The organism is Marinobacterium sp. xm-m-312, assembly GCF_013283295.1.
Lineage (GTDB): Bacteria > Pseudomonadota > Gammaproteobacteria > Pseudomonadales > Balneatricaceae > Marinobacterium_E.
This window is the reverse complement of record NZ_WBYS01000008.1, coordinates 89,203-103,622: the sequence shown is the minus strand read 5'-3', so window position 1 is coordinate 103,622 and position 14,420 is coordinate 89,203. Positions and strand designations below refer to the sequence as shown.

11 protein-coding genes and 4 tRNA genes are annotated in these 14,420 nt (G+C 48.5%); 3 read left to right on the top strand and 12 right to left on the bottom strand.

Annotated features, from left to right (window positions below; genetic code table 11):
- Positions 1–113: 113 nt before the first annotated feature.
- From clpX to XMM312_RS10575, 10 genes are all read right to left on the bottom strand, one after another.
- On the bottom strand, positions 114–1,385 hold the full coding sequence (gene clpX / locus XMM312_RS10620) for an ATP-dependent Clp protease ATP-binding subunit ClpX (protein WP_173489225.1): 1,272 nt from the start codon (positions 1,383–1,385) through the stop codon (positions 114–116).
- A gap of 19 nt (positions 1,386–1,404) precedes the next feature.
- Positions 1,405–2,070 (bottom strand): ATP-dependent Clp protease proteolytic subunit, encoded by a 666-nt coding sequence (locus tag XMM312_RS10615; protein WP_173483693.1) that lies wholly within the window; start codon positions 2,068–2,070, stop codon positions 1,405–1,407.
- A 113-nt stretch (positions 2,071–2,183) separates the two neighbouring features.
- A complete protein-coding gene (tig, locus tag XMM312_RS10610) occupies positions 2,184–3,488 on the bottom strand; it encodes a trigger factor (protein WP_173489224.1) in 1,305 nt (434 codons plus the stop codon).
- A 221-nt stretch (positions 3,489–3,709) separates the two neighbouring features.
- Positions 3,710–3,794, bottom strand: a tRNA-Leu gene (locus XMM312_RS10605).
- Between the two features lie 54 nt (positions 3,795–3,848).
- Positions 3,849–3,933 (bottom strand) — tRNA-Leu (locus XMM312_RS10600).
- Between the two features lie 25 nt (positions 3,934–3,958).
- A tRNA-His gene (locus XMM312_RS10595) sits at positions 3,959–4,034 on the bottom strand.
- Positions 4,035–4,061: 27 nt separating this feature from the next.
- Positions 4,062–4,138, bottom strand: a tRNA-Arg gene (locus XMM312_RS10590).
- A gap of 446 nt (positions 4,139–4,584) precedes the next feature.
- Positions 4,585–5,970 carry a cysteine--tRNA ligase gene (gene cysS, locus XMM312_RS10585; protein ID WP_173489223.1) on the bottom strand — a complete coding sequence of 462 codons (1,386 nt, stop codon included), beginning with the start codon at positions 5,968–5,970 and terminating at the stop codon, positions 4,585–4,587.
- 12 nt (positions 5,971–5,982) lie between these two features.
- On the bottom strand, positions 5,983–6,876 hold the full coding sequence (locus tag XMM312_RS10580; protein WP_173489222.1) for a hypothetical protein: 894 nt from the start codon (positions 6,874–6,876) through the stop codon (positions 5,983–5,985).
- Positions 6,877–8,553 carry a glutamine--tRNA ligase/YqeY domain fusion protein gene (locus tag XMM312_RS10575; protein ID WP_173489221.1) on the bottom strand — a complete coding sequence of 559 codons (1,677 nt, stop codon included), beginning with the start codon at positions 8,551–8,553 and terminating at the stop codon, positions 6,877–6,879.
- Positions 8,554–8,683: 130 nt separating this feature from the next.
- Between XMM312_RS10575 and XMM312_RS10570 the strand changes: the two genes are divergently transcribed.
- Positions 8,684–9,178 carry a peptidylprolyl isomerase gene (locus XMM312_RS10570; RefSeq protein ID WP_173483688.1) on the top strand — a complete coding sequence of 165 codons (495 nt, stop codon included), beginning with the start codon at positions 8,684–8,686 and terminating at the stop codon, positions 9,176–9,178.
- Between the two features lie 2 nt (positions 9,179–9,180).
- Positions 9,181–9,921, top strand: a complete 741-nt coding sequence (locus XMM312_RS10565) for a UDP-2,3-diacylglucosamine diphosphatase (protein ID WP_173489220.1) — start codon at positions 9,181–9,183, stop codon at positions 9,919–9,921.
- Here XMM312_RS10565 and XMM312_RS10560 read toward each other — a convergent pair.
- Complete coding sequence (locus XMM312_RS10560) at positions 9,918–10,532, bottom strand: tRNA-(ms[2]io[6]A)-hydroxylase (protein WP_371731436.1); 615 nt, start codon at positions 10,530–10,532, stop codon at positions 9,918–9,920. The two genes, XMM312_RS10565 and XMM312_RS10560, sit on opposite strands and share 4 nt — an antisense overlap.
- A gap of 301 nt (positions 10,533–10,833) precedes the next feature.
- On the opposite strand from XMM312_RS10560, the gene acnB reads away from it, so the two are divergent.
- The gene (acnB, locus tag XMM312_RS10555; RefSeq protein WP_173489219.1) at positions 10,834–13,431 is read left to right on the top strand and encodes a bifunctional aconitate hydratase 2/2-methylisocitrate dehydratase; all 2,598 of its coding nucleotides are present in this window, start codon (positions 10,834–10,836) and stop codon (positions 13,429–13,431) included.
- 297 nt (positions 13,432–13,728) lie between these two features.
- Here acnB and XMM312_RS10550 read toward each other — a convergent pair whose 3' ends face one another.
- A complete protein-coding gene (locus XMM312_RS10550; protein WP_173484008.1) occupies positions 13,729–14,274 on the bottom strand; it encodes a DUF1415 domain-containing protein in 546 nt (181 codons plus the stop codon).
- Positions 14,275–14,420 lie beyond the last annotated feature (146 nt).

Here is a 14,420-nt window from a genome sequence, read left to right as displayed (position 1 = left end):
TCCGCCTGATCCGCCTCTACAATTTAGATCGAAAGCGGGTGACAGGCTGAAGCCAGTCACCTAACACGGAGTAAAAAAAGACCGCCAATAGGCGGTCTTTTTTATTGATTAGATCAAGCGTCCGGTGACGCTTTATCGAGCTGTTGTGTCTCATACATCAGGATCGGATCGTTCTTATCTTTAATCACACCCTGATCGATCACCACTTTCGAGACACCCTCTAATGAAGGAAGTTCGTACATGGTTTCAAGCAGTTTAGACTCTAGGATTGAACGCAGACCACGCGCACCGGTTTTACGCTCAAGCGCCAACTCAGCCACAGCGAACAGTGCGTCTTCACGGAACTCTAGATCAGCACCTTCCATCTCAAACAGTGCTTGGTACTGCTTAGTCAGGCTGTTTTTAGGTTCAGTCAAAATCTGAATCAATGCCTCTTGATCCAATTCAGAGAGCGTCGCGATCATCGGTAGACGACCAATGAACTCTGGAATCAGACCAAACTTCACTAGATCTTCTGCTTCGACGTCGTGAATACGATCGACACCCTTCTCGTCATCTTTACTACGCACGGTAGCACTGAAGCCGATTGAGCTTCGCTCACTGCGATCGGCAATGATCTTCTCGAGGCCGGCAAAGGCACCACCGACGATAAACAGGATGTTAGAGGTATCTACCTGCAAAAACTCCTGCTGAGGGTGTTTACGGCCACCCTGTGGCGGTACAGAGGCAACGGTACCCTCAATCAGTTTCAGAAGCGCCTGCTGTACGCCCTCACCAGACACATCACGCGTGATCGATGGGTTGTCGGATTTACGCGAGATCTTATCGATCTCATCAATGTAGATAATGCCCTGTTGTGCTTTCTCTACATCGTAGTCACATTTCTGCAGCAACTTCTGAACAATGTTCTCAACGTCTTCACCGACGTAACCCGCTTCAGTCAGCGTCGTCGCGTCAGCCATAGTGAAGGGTACATTCAACATACGCGCTAGCGTCTGCGCCAACAGAGTCTTACCGCTACCCGTTGGGCCGATCAGAAGTATATTGGACTTACTCAGCTCAACGTCACTGTTTTTACCCGTAGCACGTAGGCGTTTGTAGTGGTTATAAACCGCTACTGCCAACACTTTCTTGGCACGCTCTTGACCGATCACATACTCATCAAGATTGTCTTTAATCTGACTTGGCGTAGGGAGCGTTTCGTCATAGTGTGACTCTTCGATCTCCGCCATCTCCTCGGTGATGATGTCGTTACACAGATCGACACACTCATCACAGATGAAGACTGAAGGACCAGCAATCAGCTTGCGTACTTCATCCTGGCTTTTGCCACAGAATGAACAAAATAGCTTGCTGTCGTTCTGATCGTTGTTCTCTTCAGACATGTTAATTCCTCTAAAAAGATTAGCCTTCTCGGCTACTAAGCACTTTGTCAGCTAGACCAAATTCCACCGCCTGTTCGGCTGATAGGAAGGTGTCGTGCTTCATGATTTCGTACAGTTCTTCATACGATTTACCCGCAGTATTGCGTTCAGCGTAGATCTCAGTCAAACGATCGTTAAGGCGTTTAGCCTCTTCCATGTGACGACGGGCATCTTCAAACTCAAGCTCTTGTACATGTACAGAGCCACGTGTACCTGGTGTACCTGAGCTGACACGGTGAATCATTGTACGTGATTCAGGTAGCAAGAAACGCTTACCTTTGGCGCCGGCCATCGCAAGGAATGAGCCCATGCTAGCCGCTTGACCCAATACCATGGTGCTGACATCCGGTTTAATGAACTGCATGGTATCGTAGATCGCCATACCAGCAGTGACCGATCCACCAGGTGAATTGATGTATAAGTGGATATCTTTTTCTGGATTTTCCGCTTCCAAAAAAAGCATCTGTGCAACGATCAGGTTCGCCATGTGATCTTCGACAGGACCGACCATAAAGATTACTCGCTCTTTTAATAGGCGAGAGTAAATATCGTAAGCGCGCTCACCACGGGAACTCTGCTCGACAACCATTGGCACCAAGCCACTGTCTGTTACATCAAATGGGCGGCCTGAGTAGATATCTGACATCAATAGTTTTCCTTATTCACGGCACTAATAACCAAAAAACGACAGCCAGCTTTCGCTAACTGCCGTTTTTTATAAGGATCTAAACGAGGTTTAGATCCATTACTCAACAATAATTACTGCTGAGCCGGCTTAAGAGCTTCTTCGTAGCTGACTTTAACTTCCTTCACCTTAGCAGATGCAAGAAGGTGGTCAACAACTTCGTCTTCTAGAGCAAGGCTACGGATCTGATTTAGCATCTGTTCGTTGCCTTTGTAGTAGCTGATCACTTCATCAGCATCGTCGTAGCTCTCTGCGATATCCGCAAGAATCGCATCAACACGCTCGTCAGTCGCTTCAAGGTTACCCGCTTTGATCACCTCTTGTACTAGAAGACCGATCTTAACGCGACGGATTGCCTGCTCTTCGAACAGCTCTTTAGGTAGAGTGTTTGGATCGATTTGAGCCTGGCCACCAAACTGCTGAACCGCTTGCTGACGAAGTACGTTCACTTCATCATCGATCATTGCAGCTGGTGCTTCGATTTCGTTCTGAGCGATCAGTGCATCGAATACAGCTGTTTTAGTCTTAGTTTTAAGCGCGTGGTTCATTTCACGAGCCATGTTCTTTTCAACTTCCGCTTTGAATTCAGCTTCGTCTGCAGAAGAGACACCGAACTTAGCGAAGAACTCTTCGTTTAGCTCAGGAAGTTCTGGTTTAGACACTTCGTTAAGCTTCATCTTGAAGGTTGCAGCTTTACCCGCTAGCGCTTCAGACTGGTACTCTTCAGGGAAAGTGACTTCTACGTCGAACTCTTCGCCTTTCTTCTTACCGATGATGCCATCTTCGAAACCAGGGATCATGCTACCAGAGCCGATGACTAGGTCTTGACCTTCTGCTTTACCGCCTTCGAACGCTTCGCCATCTACGAAACCTTCAAAGTCGATGTTAACTTGGAAGCCTTCTTTAACCATGCCGCGAGTCGCTTTAAACGTGCTCTGCTGCTTGCGAAGTGTGTCGATCATGTTCTTAACGTCAGCCGCTTTGATCGATGCTGTTGCTTTCTCAACTTCAACGCCCGCTAGATCTTTTAGTTCGATCTCTGGGTAAACGTCGAATGTCGCAACGTATGCAAAGTCTTCACCTTCTTTATCGGTTTTGAACTCGATAGAAGGAGCGCCTGCTGGCATTAGTGATTCCTGCTGAACAGCTTCGTAGAAAGTCTCTTGTACGACGCGGTTTAGTACTTCGTAACGAATCGCGTCACCGTACATACGCTTAATTACTTTTGCAGGTACTTTACCTGGACGGAAACCGTCCATACGGCGAGTGCGAGCCTGCTGTACAACCTGCTTCTCAACGTCAGTATCGATACGTTCGGCCGGAACAGTCACGGTTAGTTGGCGCTGAAGGCCTGAAGTAGTCTCTACAGAAACTTGCATGGAATTCCTCATTAATTCTTTTGAGAGTGTCAAACTCTTCTGTCATCAAAAATGACGCAGTCCGAGTCATTAAAATCAAGCGCGAAATTTTCCGGTAACTGAGCCCATTAGTCAAGTAAACATGCCAACAGAACTGAAAAAGTTACAAGGTATAGAAAACGAAGATGAGCTTGATAATGTGAGCGATAAAAAAGAGGGAACTTCTAAGGGGTGTTTCCAGATGGTGCGGTCGGAGAGACTCGAACTCTCACACCTTGCGGCACCAGAACCTAAATCTGGCGTGTCTACCAATTCCACCACGACCGCATCTGGATTGTTGCGATTCGGCTGAGCCGAATAGTGTTGCTCGTTATAAAAGTATGGTGCGGTCGGAGAGACTCGAACTCTCACACCTTGCGGCACCAGAACCTAAATCTGGCGTGTCTACCAATTCCACCACGACCGCATACTTTTATGATGTACCCAAAAATTGGGGTGGATGATGGGGCTCGAACCCACGACCACCGGAATCACAATCCGGGGCTCTACCAACTGAGCTACACCCACCATTGTGGTACATCTGGACAGGTTGCTTGGCGCGCCCAGCAGGGCTCGAACCTGCAACCTACGGCTTAGAAGGCCGTTGCTCTATCCAATTGAGCTATGGGCGCCTAACGTGCTGCCCGACCTCACAAGTGACTGGATGGAAGTCGTCATCTGCGAGGAGGTGCGTATCCTACGACCTGACCTGCAGGTGGTCAATACCCTGTTTTACTTTTTTAAAGATTTTTTTTCGTTTTGATTAATAGTTGATCAGAAACCGGGGATTTCGGTGCTTTAGCTGGGGTTTCTGGAAGACGGTGAGGTGGCGGATGACAGGCTGAAGACCTGTCACCGGTGAATTAACCAAGCTACGGAGTGGCGGTGACTGGCTTTCAGCCTGTCACCGGAGAATTACGTTCGCGGTTTGTCGCTTCGCGCCAATTCGCTCCTACAGTCTAGCTAAGCAGAAAGACCGTTGCGAAGTCCTACTGTAGGAGCGCTCTGCCTCCAAGGCAGACCGCGATCAGGAGTGGCGGTGACTGGCTTTCAGCCTGTCATCCGCTCTCAAAGGCAACTACCCTTCCCGATACCAAGTCGTACCTTCTGGACCATCTTTAAGGATGACTCCCGCAGCAGCCAATTGATCACGAATTTCGTCAGATCGGGCAAAGTCCTTGTTTGCTCTTGCCTCTTTACGCTCTACGATCAACGCTTCCACTTCGTCGCCACTGATCTCTCCAGCACTGCCCTGCTGCAGAAAATCTTTAGGGTTCTGCTGCAATAGACCCACAACACCAGCAAGCGCCTTAATCTGACCTGCCAATTGTGAAGCCGCTGCCTCATCTTTACCTTTCAGGCGGTTTAGCTCACTGGCCATCTCAAACAGCACAGCAAACGCCATTGGGGTATTAAAGTCATCATCCATCGCGGCAAAGAATCGATCGCTGTAGTCGTTTGAGGCGATCTCGACTTCAGGTATCTCTACCCCGTCGAGTGCTTGATAGAAACGATCCAGTGCCGAACGGGCCTCTTTAAGGCTATCCAGCGAGTAATCGATCGAAGAGCGGTAATGCACACTCGATAAGAAGTAGCGAACCACCTCTGGATTATGCTCTTTAAGCACTTCACGAATCGTAAAGAAGTTACCCAACGACTTGGACATCTTCTCTTTGTTCACTCGCACAGGGCCAGCATGCATCCAATAGTTTACATAGGTCTTGCCATTAGCAGCTTCCGACTGAGCAATCTCATTTTCATGGTGCGGGAACGGAAGATCAGGTCCGCCACCGTGAATATCAAAGGTTTCACCTAGACAGCATTTAGACATGGCTGAACACTCAATGTGCCAACCTGGACGGCCAGCTCCCCAAGGCGATTCCCAACTGGTCTCACCTGGTTTAGCAGCTTTCCAAAGTACAAAGTCGAGTGGACTCTCTTTTGCTGCCTCAACCTCGACACGAGCACCTGAACGAAGCTCGTCAATCACCTTATTGGTTAGGCGTCCATATGTCTCAAACTTCTCAACCCGGTAGTAGACATCACCGTTGGCCGCTGCATAGGCAAAACCTTTGTCGATAAGGGCTTGGACCATGTCGATAATGTCTTGAATGTGATGGGTTGCACGCGGCTCTTGATCAGGACGCAGTACGCTTAGCGAAGCCTCATCTTCATGCATCGCCGCGATCATACGCTGAGTCAGCTGATCAGGAGTCTCACCGTTCTCAGCTGCGCGCTTTAGAATCTTGTCATCGACATCGGTGATGTTTCGAACATACTCAACATCCCAACCACGCGCCCGTAGGTAACGAGTGATCACATCAAACGAGACCATGACTCGCGCATGACCTATATGACACAGATCGTAGACGGTCACCCCGCAGACATACATGCGGATTTTACCCGCTTCAATCGGAGTGAAGGGCTGCTTTGATTTTGAAAGTGTGTTGTATAGTTGAAACATACTCTATCCGTATTAATGCATTTGAGTTGGCAGCTTAACCTCTGCCAACAACGCGCCACCCAGCGGACTGGTTTCGCGTGAAATCAATAAATGACCTTGGTACCAGTGAATCGCTTCCCACTGCCCCATCTTCGCCAGTGAGTAGCGCACCGCCTGATCAAACTCTGCCTCTCCCTGATACACTGGAACTATCCAGATGAAGGGCTGGGTGACGGCAAAGCCACTGCCATAACCTATAAGCGCTAAACGACGACTCTTTGCGTCATAATCAGCACCGGTAATTACACCGGCCACATCAAAGCTCTGGTGCGAACTTACCGACTGTTGATCAGAGTTTGGATCGACTATATAGAGCCGACTCTTTTGATCTCGCCAATTCTTAGTAAAGAGCCAGTAGTTACCGTCAACCTCTGTGACTGCTTCACAGTCACGATTGTGATCCTGGCGCTCTACCGCTGGCGTGACATCGGCCAATTTCACATTAATGGTATTGGCATCCACCAAGCCTTGGCTCTCCACTAGCTGATCCCAACTGATTGAGTGGAACTGAAACCAGATACGATCACCGCGATTATTTCCGCAATCAGCAATGACCAGCGCCTCACTGGTGGTAATCAGTGACTCCCAATCAAGATTAGCCGCATTCCTTAGGGTAACCTTTTCCACCTTTGTGGCTGAGTCATCCGTTAAATCAAACCCATAAAGGATGGGATCATTACCGCCATCATTAATGGACCATAGGGTCTGATTGTGAACCGCCAAACCAGAGCCTTCTGGCAAATATTCGCCTAAGGATCGAATCGATGTTGGCATCAATCTCAGCTCTGACCACTGCGCTCGATTCACCGGTGACGATGAACAACCGATCAAGATCAGCAGTGGAAGAGCCAGAGAGATCCAGCGCATCTATTTCGCCATTTTCGCCCAAGAGTCACGAAGACCCACAGTGCGGTTAAAGACTAAACGATCTGCGTTACTGTCTGGATCAACCGCAAAGAAGCCCTGTCGCTCAAACTGATAACGGCTCTCGATGGCAGCATTCGCCATACCAACCTCTACACGTGCATTGGGGAAAACCGATAGAGACTCTGGATTAATGAACTCCAAGAAATCACGCTCTTTATCCCCATCTGGATTCGCTTCAGTAAATAGTCGATCGTAGAGACGCACTTCACAAGGAATTGAGTTGTCTGCACTGACCCAATGAATGACACCCTTAGGCTTGTAGTCGGTTGGGTTTTCACCTTTAGTCGCCGGATCATAGGTCACTAATAATTCGGTTACTTCACCCTGCTCATTGGTGATCACCTCTTCACAGGTGACACAGAAAGCGCCACGCAGACGTACGGCAAATCCTGGTGCCAAACGTTTCCACTTCTTAGGCGCTTCCATCGCAAAATCTTCGCGCTCAATCAGAAGATTCTTAGTAAACGGAATACGACGCACGCCCATCGACTCATCTTTAGGGTGTACAGGCACCTCAAACCACTCCTCTTTACCCTCTTCGTAGTTGGTAATGGTCAGTTTGATAGGATCGGTCACACACATAGCACGAGGCGATTTAGCGTCCAGATCTTCACGAATAGCCGCTTCCAGCATACCCATGTCGACCGTTGAGTTAGAGCGTGTTACGCCGATCATGTCACAGAAGTTACGAATTGAATCGGGTGTGTAACCACGACGACGCAAACCAGAGATGGTTGGCATACGCGGATCATCCCAGCCTGAAACATGCTGCTCATCGACAAGCTGTTTCAGCTTGCGCTTAGAGGTGATGGTGTAGTTCAGATTAAGACGTGCAAATTCATACTGACGCGGTGTTGCCGGTACTGGCAGATTGGCAACAAACCAGTCGTATAGTGGACGGTGATCTTCAAACTCAAGCGTACAGATAGAGTGTGTAATCTCTTCAATCGCATCCGATTGACCATGTGCGAAGTCGTAGCTCGGATAGATACACCACTTATCACCCGTCTGGTGGTGATGCGCTTTGCGGATACGGTAGATAACCGGATCACGCATGTTCATGTTAGGTGATGCCATATCAATCTTGGCACGCAACGCCGCTTCACCCTCTTCGAAGCCACCATCACGCATCTTTTCAAACAGCGTCAGGTTCTCTTCAGGTGAGCGATCACGGAAGGGGCTGTTTTTGCCCGGCTCGGTCAAATTACCGCGGTACTGACGCATCTCTTCGCCATTCAGCTCGCAGACAAAGGCTTTGCCCTCTTGAATCAGGTGAACCGCCCAAGCATAGAGTTGATCGAAGTAGTTTGATGTGTAGCGGATGTCACCATTCCATTTGTAACCCAACCACTCAACATCGCGCGTAATCGAATCGATGTACTCTTGTGACTCTTTCTCTGGGTTGGTGTCATCAAAACGAAGGTTACAGACACCTTGGTACTTCTCAGCCGTACCAAAGTTCAGACAGATCGATTTGGCATGACCAATGTGAAGAAAACCATTGGGCTCTGGTGGGAAACGGGTAACAACCTTACCCTGATGCGTGCCCTGCTCTAGATCCTTTTCAACGATCTGATGAATGAAATTGGTAACGGTAACCGCTTCGTTTTTACTCATAATTCAACTTTGACGTGACTGTAAAATAATAAGCGCGGAATTATATGCCATCCGAACACGTCAATACAGGGCGAAACCCCTATTTGATCTGATATACTTCGCACAAATTTCAACTTAAAGGGAAAAACTGATGATCGTTCTTACGACCAACTTCGGCGAAATCAAAATTGAACTCGATTTTGACAAGGCTCCAAAAACTGCGGCGAACTTCGAACAGTACGTTAAAGAGGGTTTTTACGACGGTGTAATCTTCCACCGTGTCATCAGCAACTTCATGATTCAAGGCGGTGGTTTTGAACCAGGCATGCACCAGAAAAAAACTCGCGAACCGATTGAGAACGAAGCCGATAACGGTCTAAGCAACGAGATGTACACCGTTGCAATGGCACGTACGATGGACCCACACTCAGCCTCTGCTCAGTTCTTCATCAACGTTGCGGATAACGCCTTCCTAGATCACTCTGGCAAGAACACGCAAGGCTGGGGCTACGCGGTATTTGGTAAAGTTGTTGAAGGCCAAGAGGTAGTCGACAAAATCAAACTGGTACCTACTACTATGAAAGTGGGTCACCAAGACGTACCGGTTGACGATGTCATCATTGAGAAGGCTGAAGTTCAGGCTTAATCTTGAAACGTCTATTCATTTCAGACCTTCACCTGCAAGCGGAGCGACCCGAGATCACTCGGGCGCTTCGTTACTTCCTCTCACATATCGCGCCTTCTAGCGATGAACTCTACCTACTGGGTGATATTTTTGAAGCCTGGATTGGTGACGATTTTGCCGACCCTGTTCTCAAAGAGATTCAACCCTACTTCGAAGCCTTAAGCCGAACGGGTACGAGCATCTATCTCATGCACGGCAACCGTGACTTCCTGTTAGGCAAGAAAAGTGCAAGTAAACTGTCAGCCGAACTACTACCTGAACAGATCAAGATTGAGCTACCCAAACGCGGCACCGCCCTACTGATGCACGGCGATGAACTCTGCATTGATGATGCCGCCTACCAGGCCTTTCGAAACCAGGTGAGAGACCCAAACTGGCAGCAAGGCTTTCTAGCGAAAAGTATTGAGGAACGCCTCGCCATTGCACGCCAAATTCGCGATGAAAGCCAACAGCAAAACAGCAACAAAGAAGATTACATCATGGATGTAAATTTTGGATTTTGCGAAGAATTACTTACAAAAGAAGAGTGTCAGATACTGATCCATGGACACACTCATAGACCCAGCATTCATACCAATATCAATGGTAATGATTCGCTAACCAGAGTTGTTTTGGGTGACTGGAGCTCAAGCGGGTATTATCTTCTGAGTCACAAAAAGGAGTTCACACTCTCTAAGTTTGAACCCCCAGAAGATTTCACTTAATTGAGTGTAGGCTTACCCGAATGAAAGCGGAACAGATCATCTTCTGACTCCACTAACTCTTGCTCTCTCTGGCGGAAAAGTTCAATCCGATCGGTAATCGGCTCACCCGCATAATCTTCAGCCAGTTTTAAATAGTCCTGATAGTGACGACCCTCAGAGCGCAGCAGTGAGCGATAGAACTTGGCCAACTCTTCATCAAGGTAAGGGGCCAATGCAGCGAAGCGCTCACAGGAGCGCGCCTCAATAAACGCACCGACAATCAACGTATCGATCAATCGACCCGGCTCTTCACGTCGAACCAACTCATGCAGACCACTGGCGTAACGCGACGCAGATAGGTTGCCATATTTAAAGCCACGCCTGTCCATCAGACCCAACACCTGTTCGAAATGGATCAACTCCTCCCGAGCGAGTCGTGACATCTTATTGAGAAGTTCTGGACGATCGACGTATCGAAACATCAGTGTCATGGCCGTAGAGGCCGCTTTCTTCTCACAGTGAGCGTGGTCGGTCAGTAGCAGAGATTGATGCTTAGGATCTTTGGCGACTTGGATCCACTGATCCGGTGTCTGGCATCCTAAAAAGCTTTGAATCTCGGTTAACGCGTCCACGTCTCTCTCCATATAATCGTTGGGTGGTGCGAATTATAACGATCAGCGCACCCGTCCGGTACCCTCTTAGATATGTTGCGCTGCAGCGATATACTTTTTCTTTGTAAAACAATAAGAAAAGGTTCTATAAACAGCCGGTTACAAGCCCAAAGTATAAAGGCCTTTTAGCCTTTGGGTGATTAACAGAGAATGGCGACTCCTGTAGAATAACGGCGTTTTTTTAATAACCATTGATATCGGGAAGATATCCTCCTTTCGCCTCACAAGGGTGTTAGGTGTAGCCATTAATGAGGGCCATATCGTGCTTGAAGCTTACCGTAAACACGTTGAAGAACGTGCCGCAGAAGGCGTACCGCCAAAGCCACTAGACGCTGATCAAACCAGCGCACTGGTTGAGCTACTTAAAAACCCACCAGCAGGCGAAGAAGAGTTTCTTCTAGACCTTTTAACTAACCGTGTTCCTGCCGGTGTTGACCAAGCTGCTTATGTGAAAGCAGGTTTCTTGGCGGCGATCGCTAACGGTGAAGCTTCATCTCCTCTAATCAGCAAAGTTGCTGCGGTTGAACTTCTTGGCACAATGCTAGGTGGTTACAACATCGAGCCAATGATCAAGAGCCTAGATGACGCTGAACTAGCACCTGCTGCTGTTAAAGGCCTATCACACACACTTCTTATGTTCGATGCGTTCCACGACGTTAAAGAGAAGATGGATGCCGGTAACGCATCAGCTAAACAGGTGATGGAGTCTTGGGCTAACGCTGAGTGGTTCACTAGCAAGCCTGAAGTTGCTGAAAAAATCACAGTGACTGTATTCAAAGTACCTGGCGAAACAAACACTGACGACCTATCCCCTGCTCCAGATGCATGGTCACGCCCTGACATTCCACTGCACGCTAACGCGATGCTTAAGATGGAACGTGAAGGCATTAACCCAGAAGTCCCTGGTGTTAAAGGTCCTCTAGCTCAGATCGAAGAAGTTAAAGCAAAAGGCTTCCCAGTTGCTTACGTGGGTGACGTTGTTGGTACTGGCTCTTCTCGTAAGTCTGCAACTAACTCAGTTCTATGGTTCTTCGGTGATGATATCCCGAACGTGCCTAACAAACGTGCTGGCGGCTACTGTTTCGGCGGCAAAATCGCTCCTATCTTCTACAACACAATGGAAGATGCTGGCGCACTACCGATCGAGATGCCAGTTGACGACCTAAACATGGGCGACGTGATCGACGTTTACCCATACGAAGGTAAAGTATGTAAGCACGGCACTGATGAAGTGATCTGTGAATTCGGTCTAAAAACTCAGGTTCTTCTAGACGAAGTTCGTGCAGGCGGTCGTATCCCACTGATCATCGGTCGTGGTCTAACGGATAAAGCACGTGAAGCACTAGGTCTAGGTCAAACGGATCTGTTCCGTAAGCCACAACAGCCTGCTGACTCTGGCAAAGGTTTCACTCTAGCTCAGAAGATGGTTGGTAAAGCATGCGGCATGGACGGTGTTCGTCCAGGCATGTACTGCGAGCCTAAGATGACAACGGTTGGTTCACAGGATACCACTGGCCCAATGACGCGTGACGAGCTTAAAGACCTTGCTTGTCTTGGTTTCTCTGCTGATCTTACTATGCAGTCATTCTGTCACACAGCGGCTTACCCTAAACCAGTAGACGTTAACACTCACCACACGCTTCCTGACTTCATCATGAACCGTGGCGGTGTATCGCTTCGCCCAGGTGACGGTGTTATCCACTCTTGGTTGAACCGCATGCTTCTTCCTGACACTGTGGGTACTGGTGGCGACTCGCACACTCGTTTCCCACTCGGTATCTCTTTCCCTGCAGGTTCTGGTCTAGTTGCATTCGCTGCGGCTACAGGCGTTATGCCTCTGGATATGCCTGAGTCAGTATTGGTTCGTTTCAAAGGCAAACGTAACCCTGGCATCACGCTACGTGACCTTGTACACGCGATCCCTTACTACGCAATCAAAGAGGGTCACCTAACGGTTGCTAAAGCGGGTAAGAAGAACATCTTCTCTGGTCGCGTTCTTGAGATCGAAGGTCTTGAAGAGCTAACAGTTGAACAGGCATTCGAACTATCTGACGCATCTGCAGAGCGTTCTGCAGCAGGCTGTACTATCACTCTAGGTGAAGATTCAGTCGCAGAATACTTGAAGTCGAACATCGTCATGCTTAAGTGGATGATCGCTGAAGGCTACGGTGATGCGCGTACTATCGAACGTCGTATCAAAGGCATGGAAGAGTGGCTAGCTAACCCAAGCCTAATGCGTGCTGATTCTGACGCAGAATACGCTTGTGTCATCGAAATCGATCTAGCGGACATCAAAGAGCCAATCCTTTGTGCTCCAAACGATCCAGACGATGCTCGCCTACTTTCAACAGTACAGGGCGAGAAGATCGATGAAGTATTCATCGGTTCTTGTATGACTAACATCGGTCACTTCCGTGCTGCAGGTAAACTGCTTGAAGCATCAGGTGCCTCTATCCCAACGCGTATGTGGATCGCTCCACCAACGAAGATGGATGCGGCTCAGCTAAGTGACGAAGGTTACTACAACATCTTCGGTAAAGCCGGTGCTCGCATGGAGATGCCTGGATGTTCACTCTGTATGGGTAACCAAGCACGTGTTGCTGCGAAATCGACTGTAGTCTCTACTTCGACTCGTAACTTCCCTAACCGTCTAGGTGATGGCGCCGATGTCTTCCTAGCCTCTGCTGAACTAGCGTCAGTTGCTGCTCTAGAGGGCAAGCTGCCAACGGTTGAAGAGTACATGAGCTACGCTCAGAAGATCGACAGCATGGCAGGTGACATCTACCGTTACCTAAACTTCGATCAGATGGAAAACTACGTAGAGAAAGCCTCTTCTGTGATTCCAACGGTTCAAGCGTAATCGGTTGATTAACGCTTAAAAAACCCGGCTTTTGCCGGGTTTTTTTGTTTAATAACGAACCGCTCTGCGGTTGTTTCGCGGTTTACCACTTCGTGGTAATTCGCTCCTACAAACGGAGCATTAAATTGTAGGAGCGAATTGGCGCGCAGCGACAAACCGCGAAATTGTAGGAGCGAATTGGCGCACAGCGACAAACCGCGAAATTAAGATAGCGGATGAGAGGCTGAAAGCCAGTCACCGTCACTCCGTAGCTTGGTTAATTCTCCGGTGTCTGGCTTCAGCCTGAAATCCGCCCTATCAGCGTTTTCCAGAGATCAACTCTTGAATCCCCTTCTCTCCCATCTCCCGCAACAGCTCCACATTACGTTCCGGCACCGAATCGATGTCAGGGTGTGTCTCGACGGCCCAGGCGACGCTCGCTTCGCGAAGCAGATGCATCATGGGATAAGGGGATCGATTGGTATGGTTTGCAGGGTCGATCTCTGCGACACCGTCAAACTGATAATCTGGGTGGAAGCCAGCCACTTGGAAAACGCCCGAATAACCCAGTGCGTCGATCAGTTCATCGACACCGGCCAGATAATCTAAGTAGGCATCAAAGTCTTTCGTAAAGTTGGGGTGGATCAATAGGGTCGTTTCGATACTCTTATCGTTCACTAGTCGCTCTAGCTCTTCGACCAGCAGCTGAGTAATCGACTCAATGTCGTCACCGGTGTAGACAAGATAGCGTAACTGATTTTGATCGATGCTTTTCTTGGCAAAGGGGCAGAGATTTAGCCCGACGACCATTTTATCCACCCAATGCTGGGTCGATTTGATTACTTCATTTTCAAAATCAGTCATTTACCAATACTCGTCGAAAATTAGTGGTTAGTTAATTATACCCAAGGGCGAAGTAAGACAGTATTTTGATCTCTCCCTGTCAAGACCAAAAAGTGTTTTTTTCACCGTTTTTATTACTCACAGAATCTGTGGATAACTTGGTGAAT

What these genes read in the sequence shown, in the direction of transcription:
- cysS (WP_173489223.1), bottom strand. Translation starts at nt 5,970, where the DNA reads ATGTTTCAACTATACAACACACTTTCAAAATCAAAGCAGCCCTTCACT.
- XMM312_RS10615 (WP_173483693.1), bottom strand. Translation starts at nt 2,070, where the DNA reads ATGTCAGATATCTACTCAGGCCGCCCATTTGATGTAACAGACAGTGGC.
- XMM312_RS10575 (WP_173489221.1), bottom strand. Translation starts at nt 8,553, where the DNA reads ATGAGTAAAAACGAAGCGGTTACCGTTACCAATTTCATTCATCAGATC.
- XMM312_RS10550 (WP_173484008.1), bottom strand. Translation starts at nt 14,274, where the DNA reads ATGACTGATTTTGAAAATGAAGTAATCAAATCGACCCAGCATTGGGTG.
- XMM312_RS10580 (WP_173489222.1), bottom strand. Translation starts at nt 6,876, where the DNA reads ATGCGCTGGATCTCTCTGGCTCTTCCACTGCTGATCTTGATCGGTTGT.
- XMM312_RS10570 (WP_173483688.1), top strand. Translation starts at nt 8,684, where the DNA reads ATGATCGTTCTTACGACCAACTTCGGCGAAATCAAAATTGAACTCGAT.
- clpX (WP_173489225.1), bottom strand. Translation starts at nt 1,385, where the DNA reads ATGTCTGAAGAGAACAACGATCAGAACGACAGCAAGCTATTTTGTTCA.
- tig (WP_173489224.1), bottom strand. Translation starts at nt 3,488, where the DNA reads ATGCAAGTTTCTGTAGAGACTACTTCAGGCCTTCAGCGCCAACTAACC.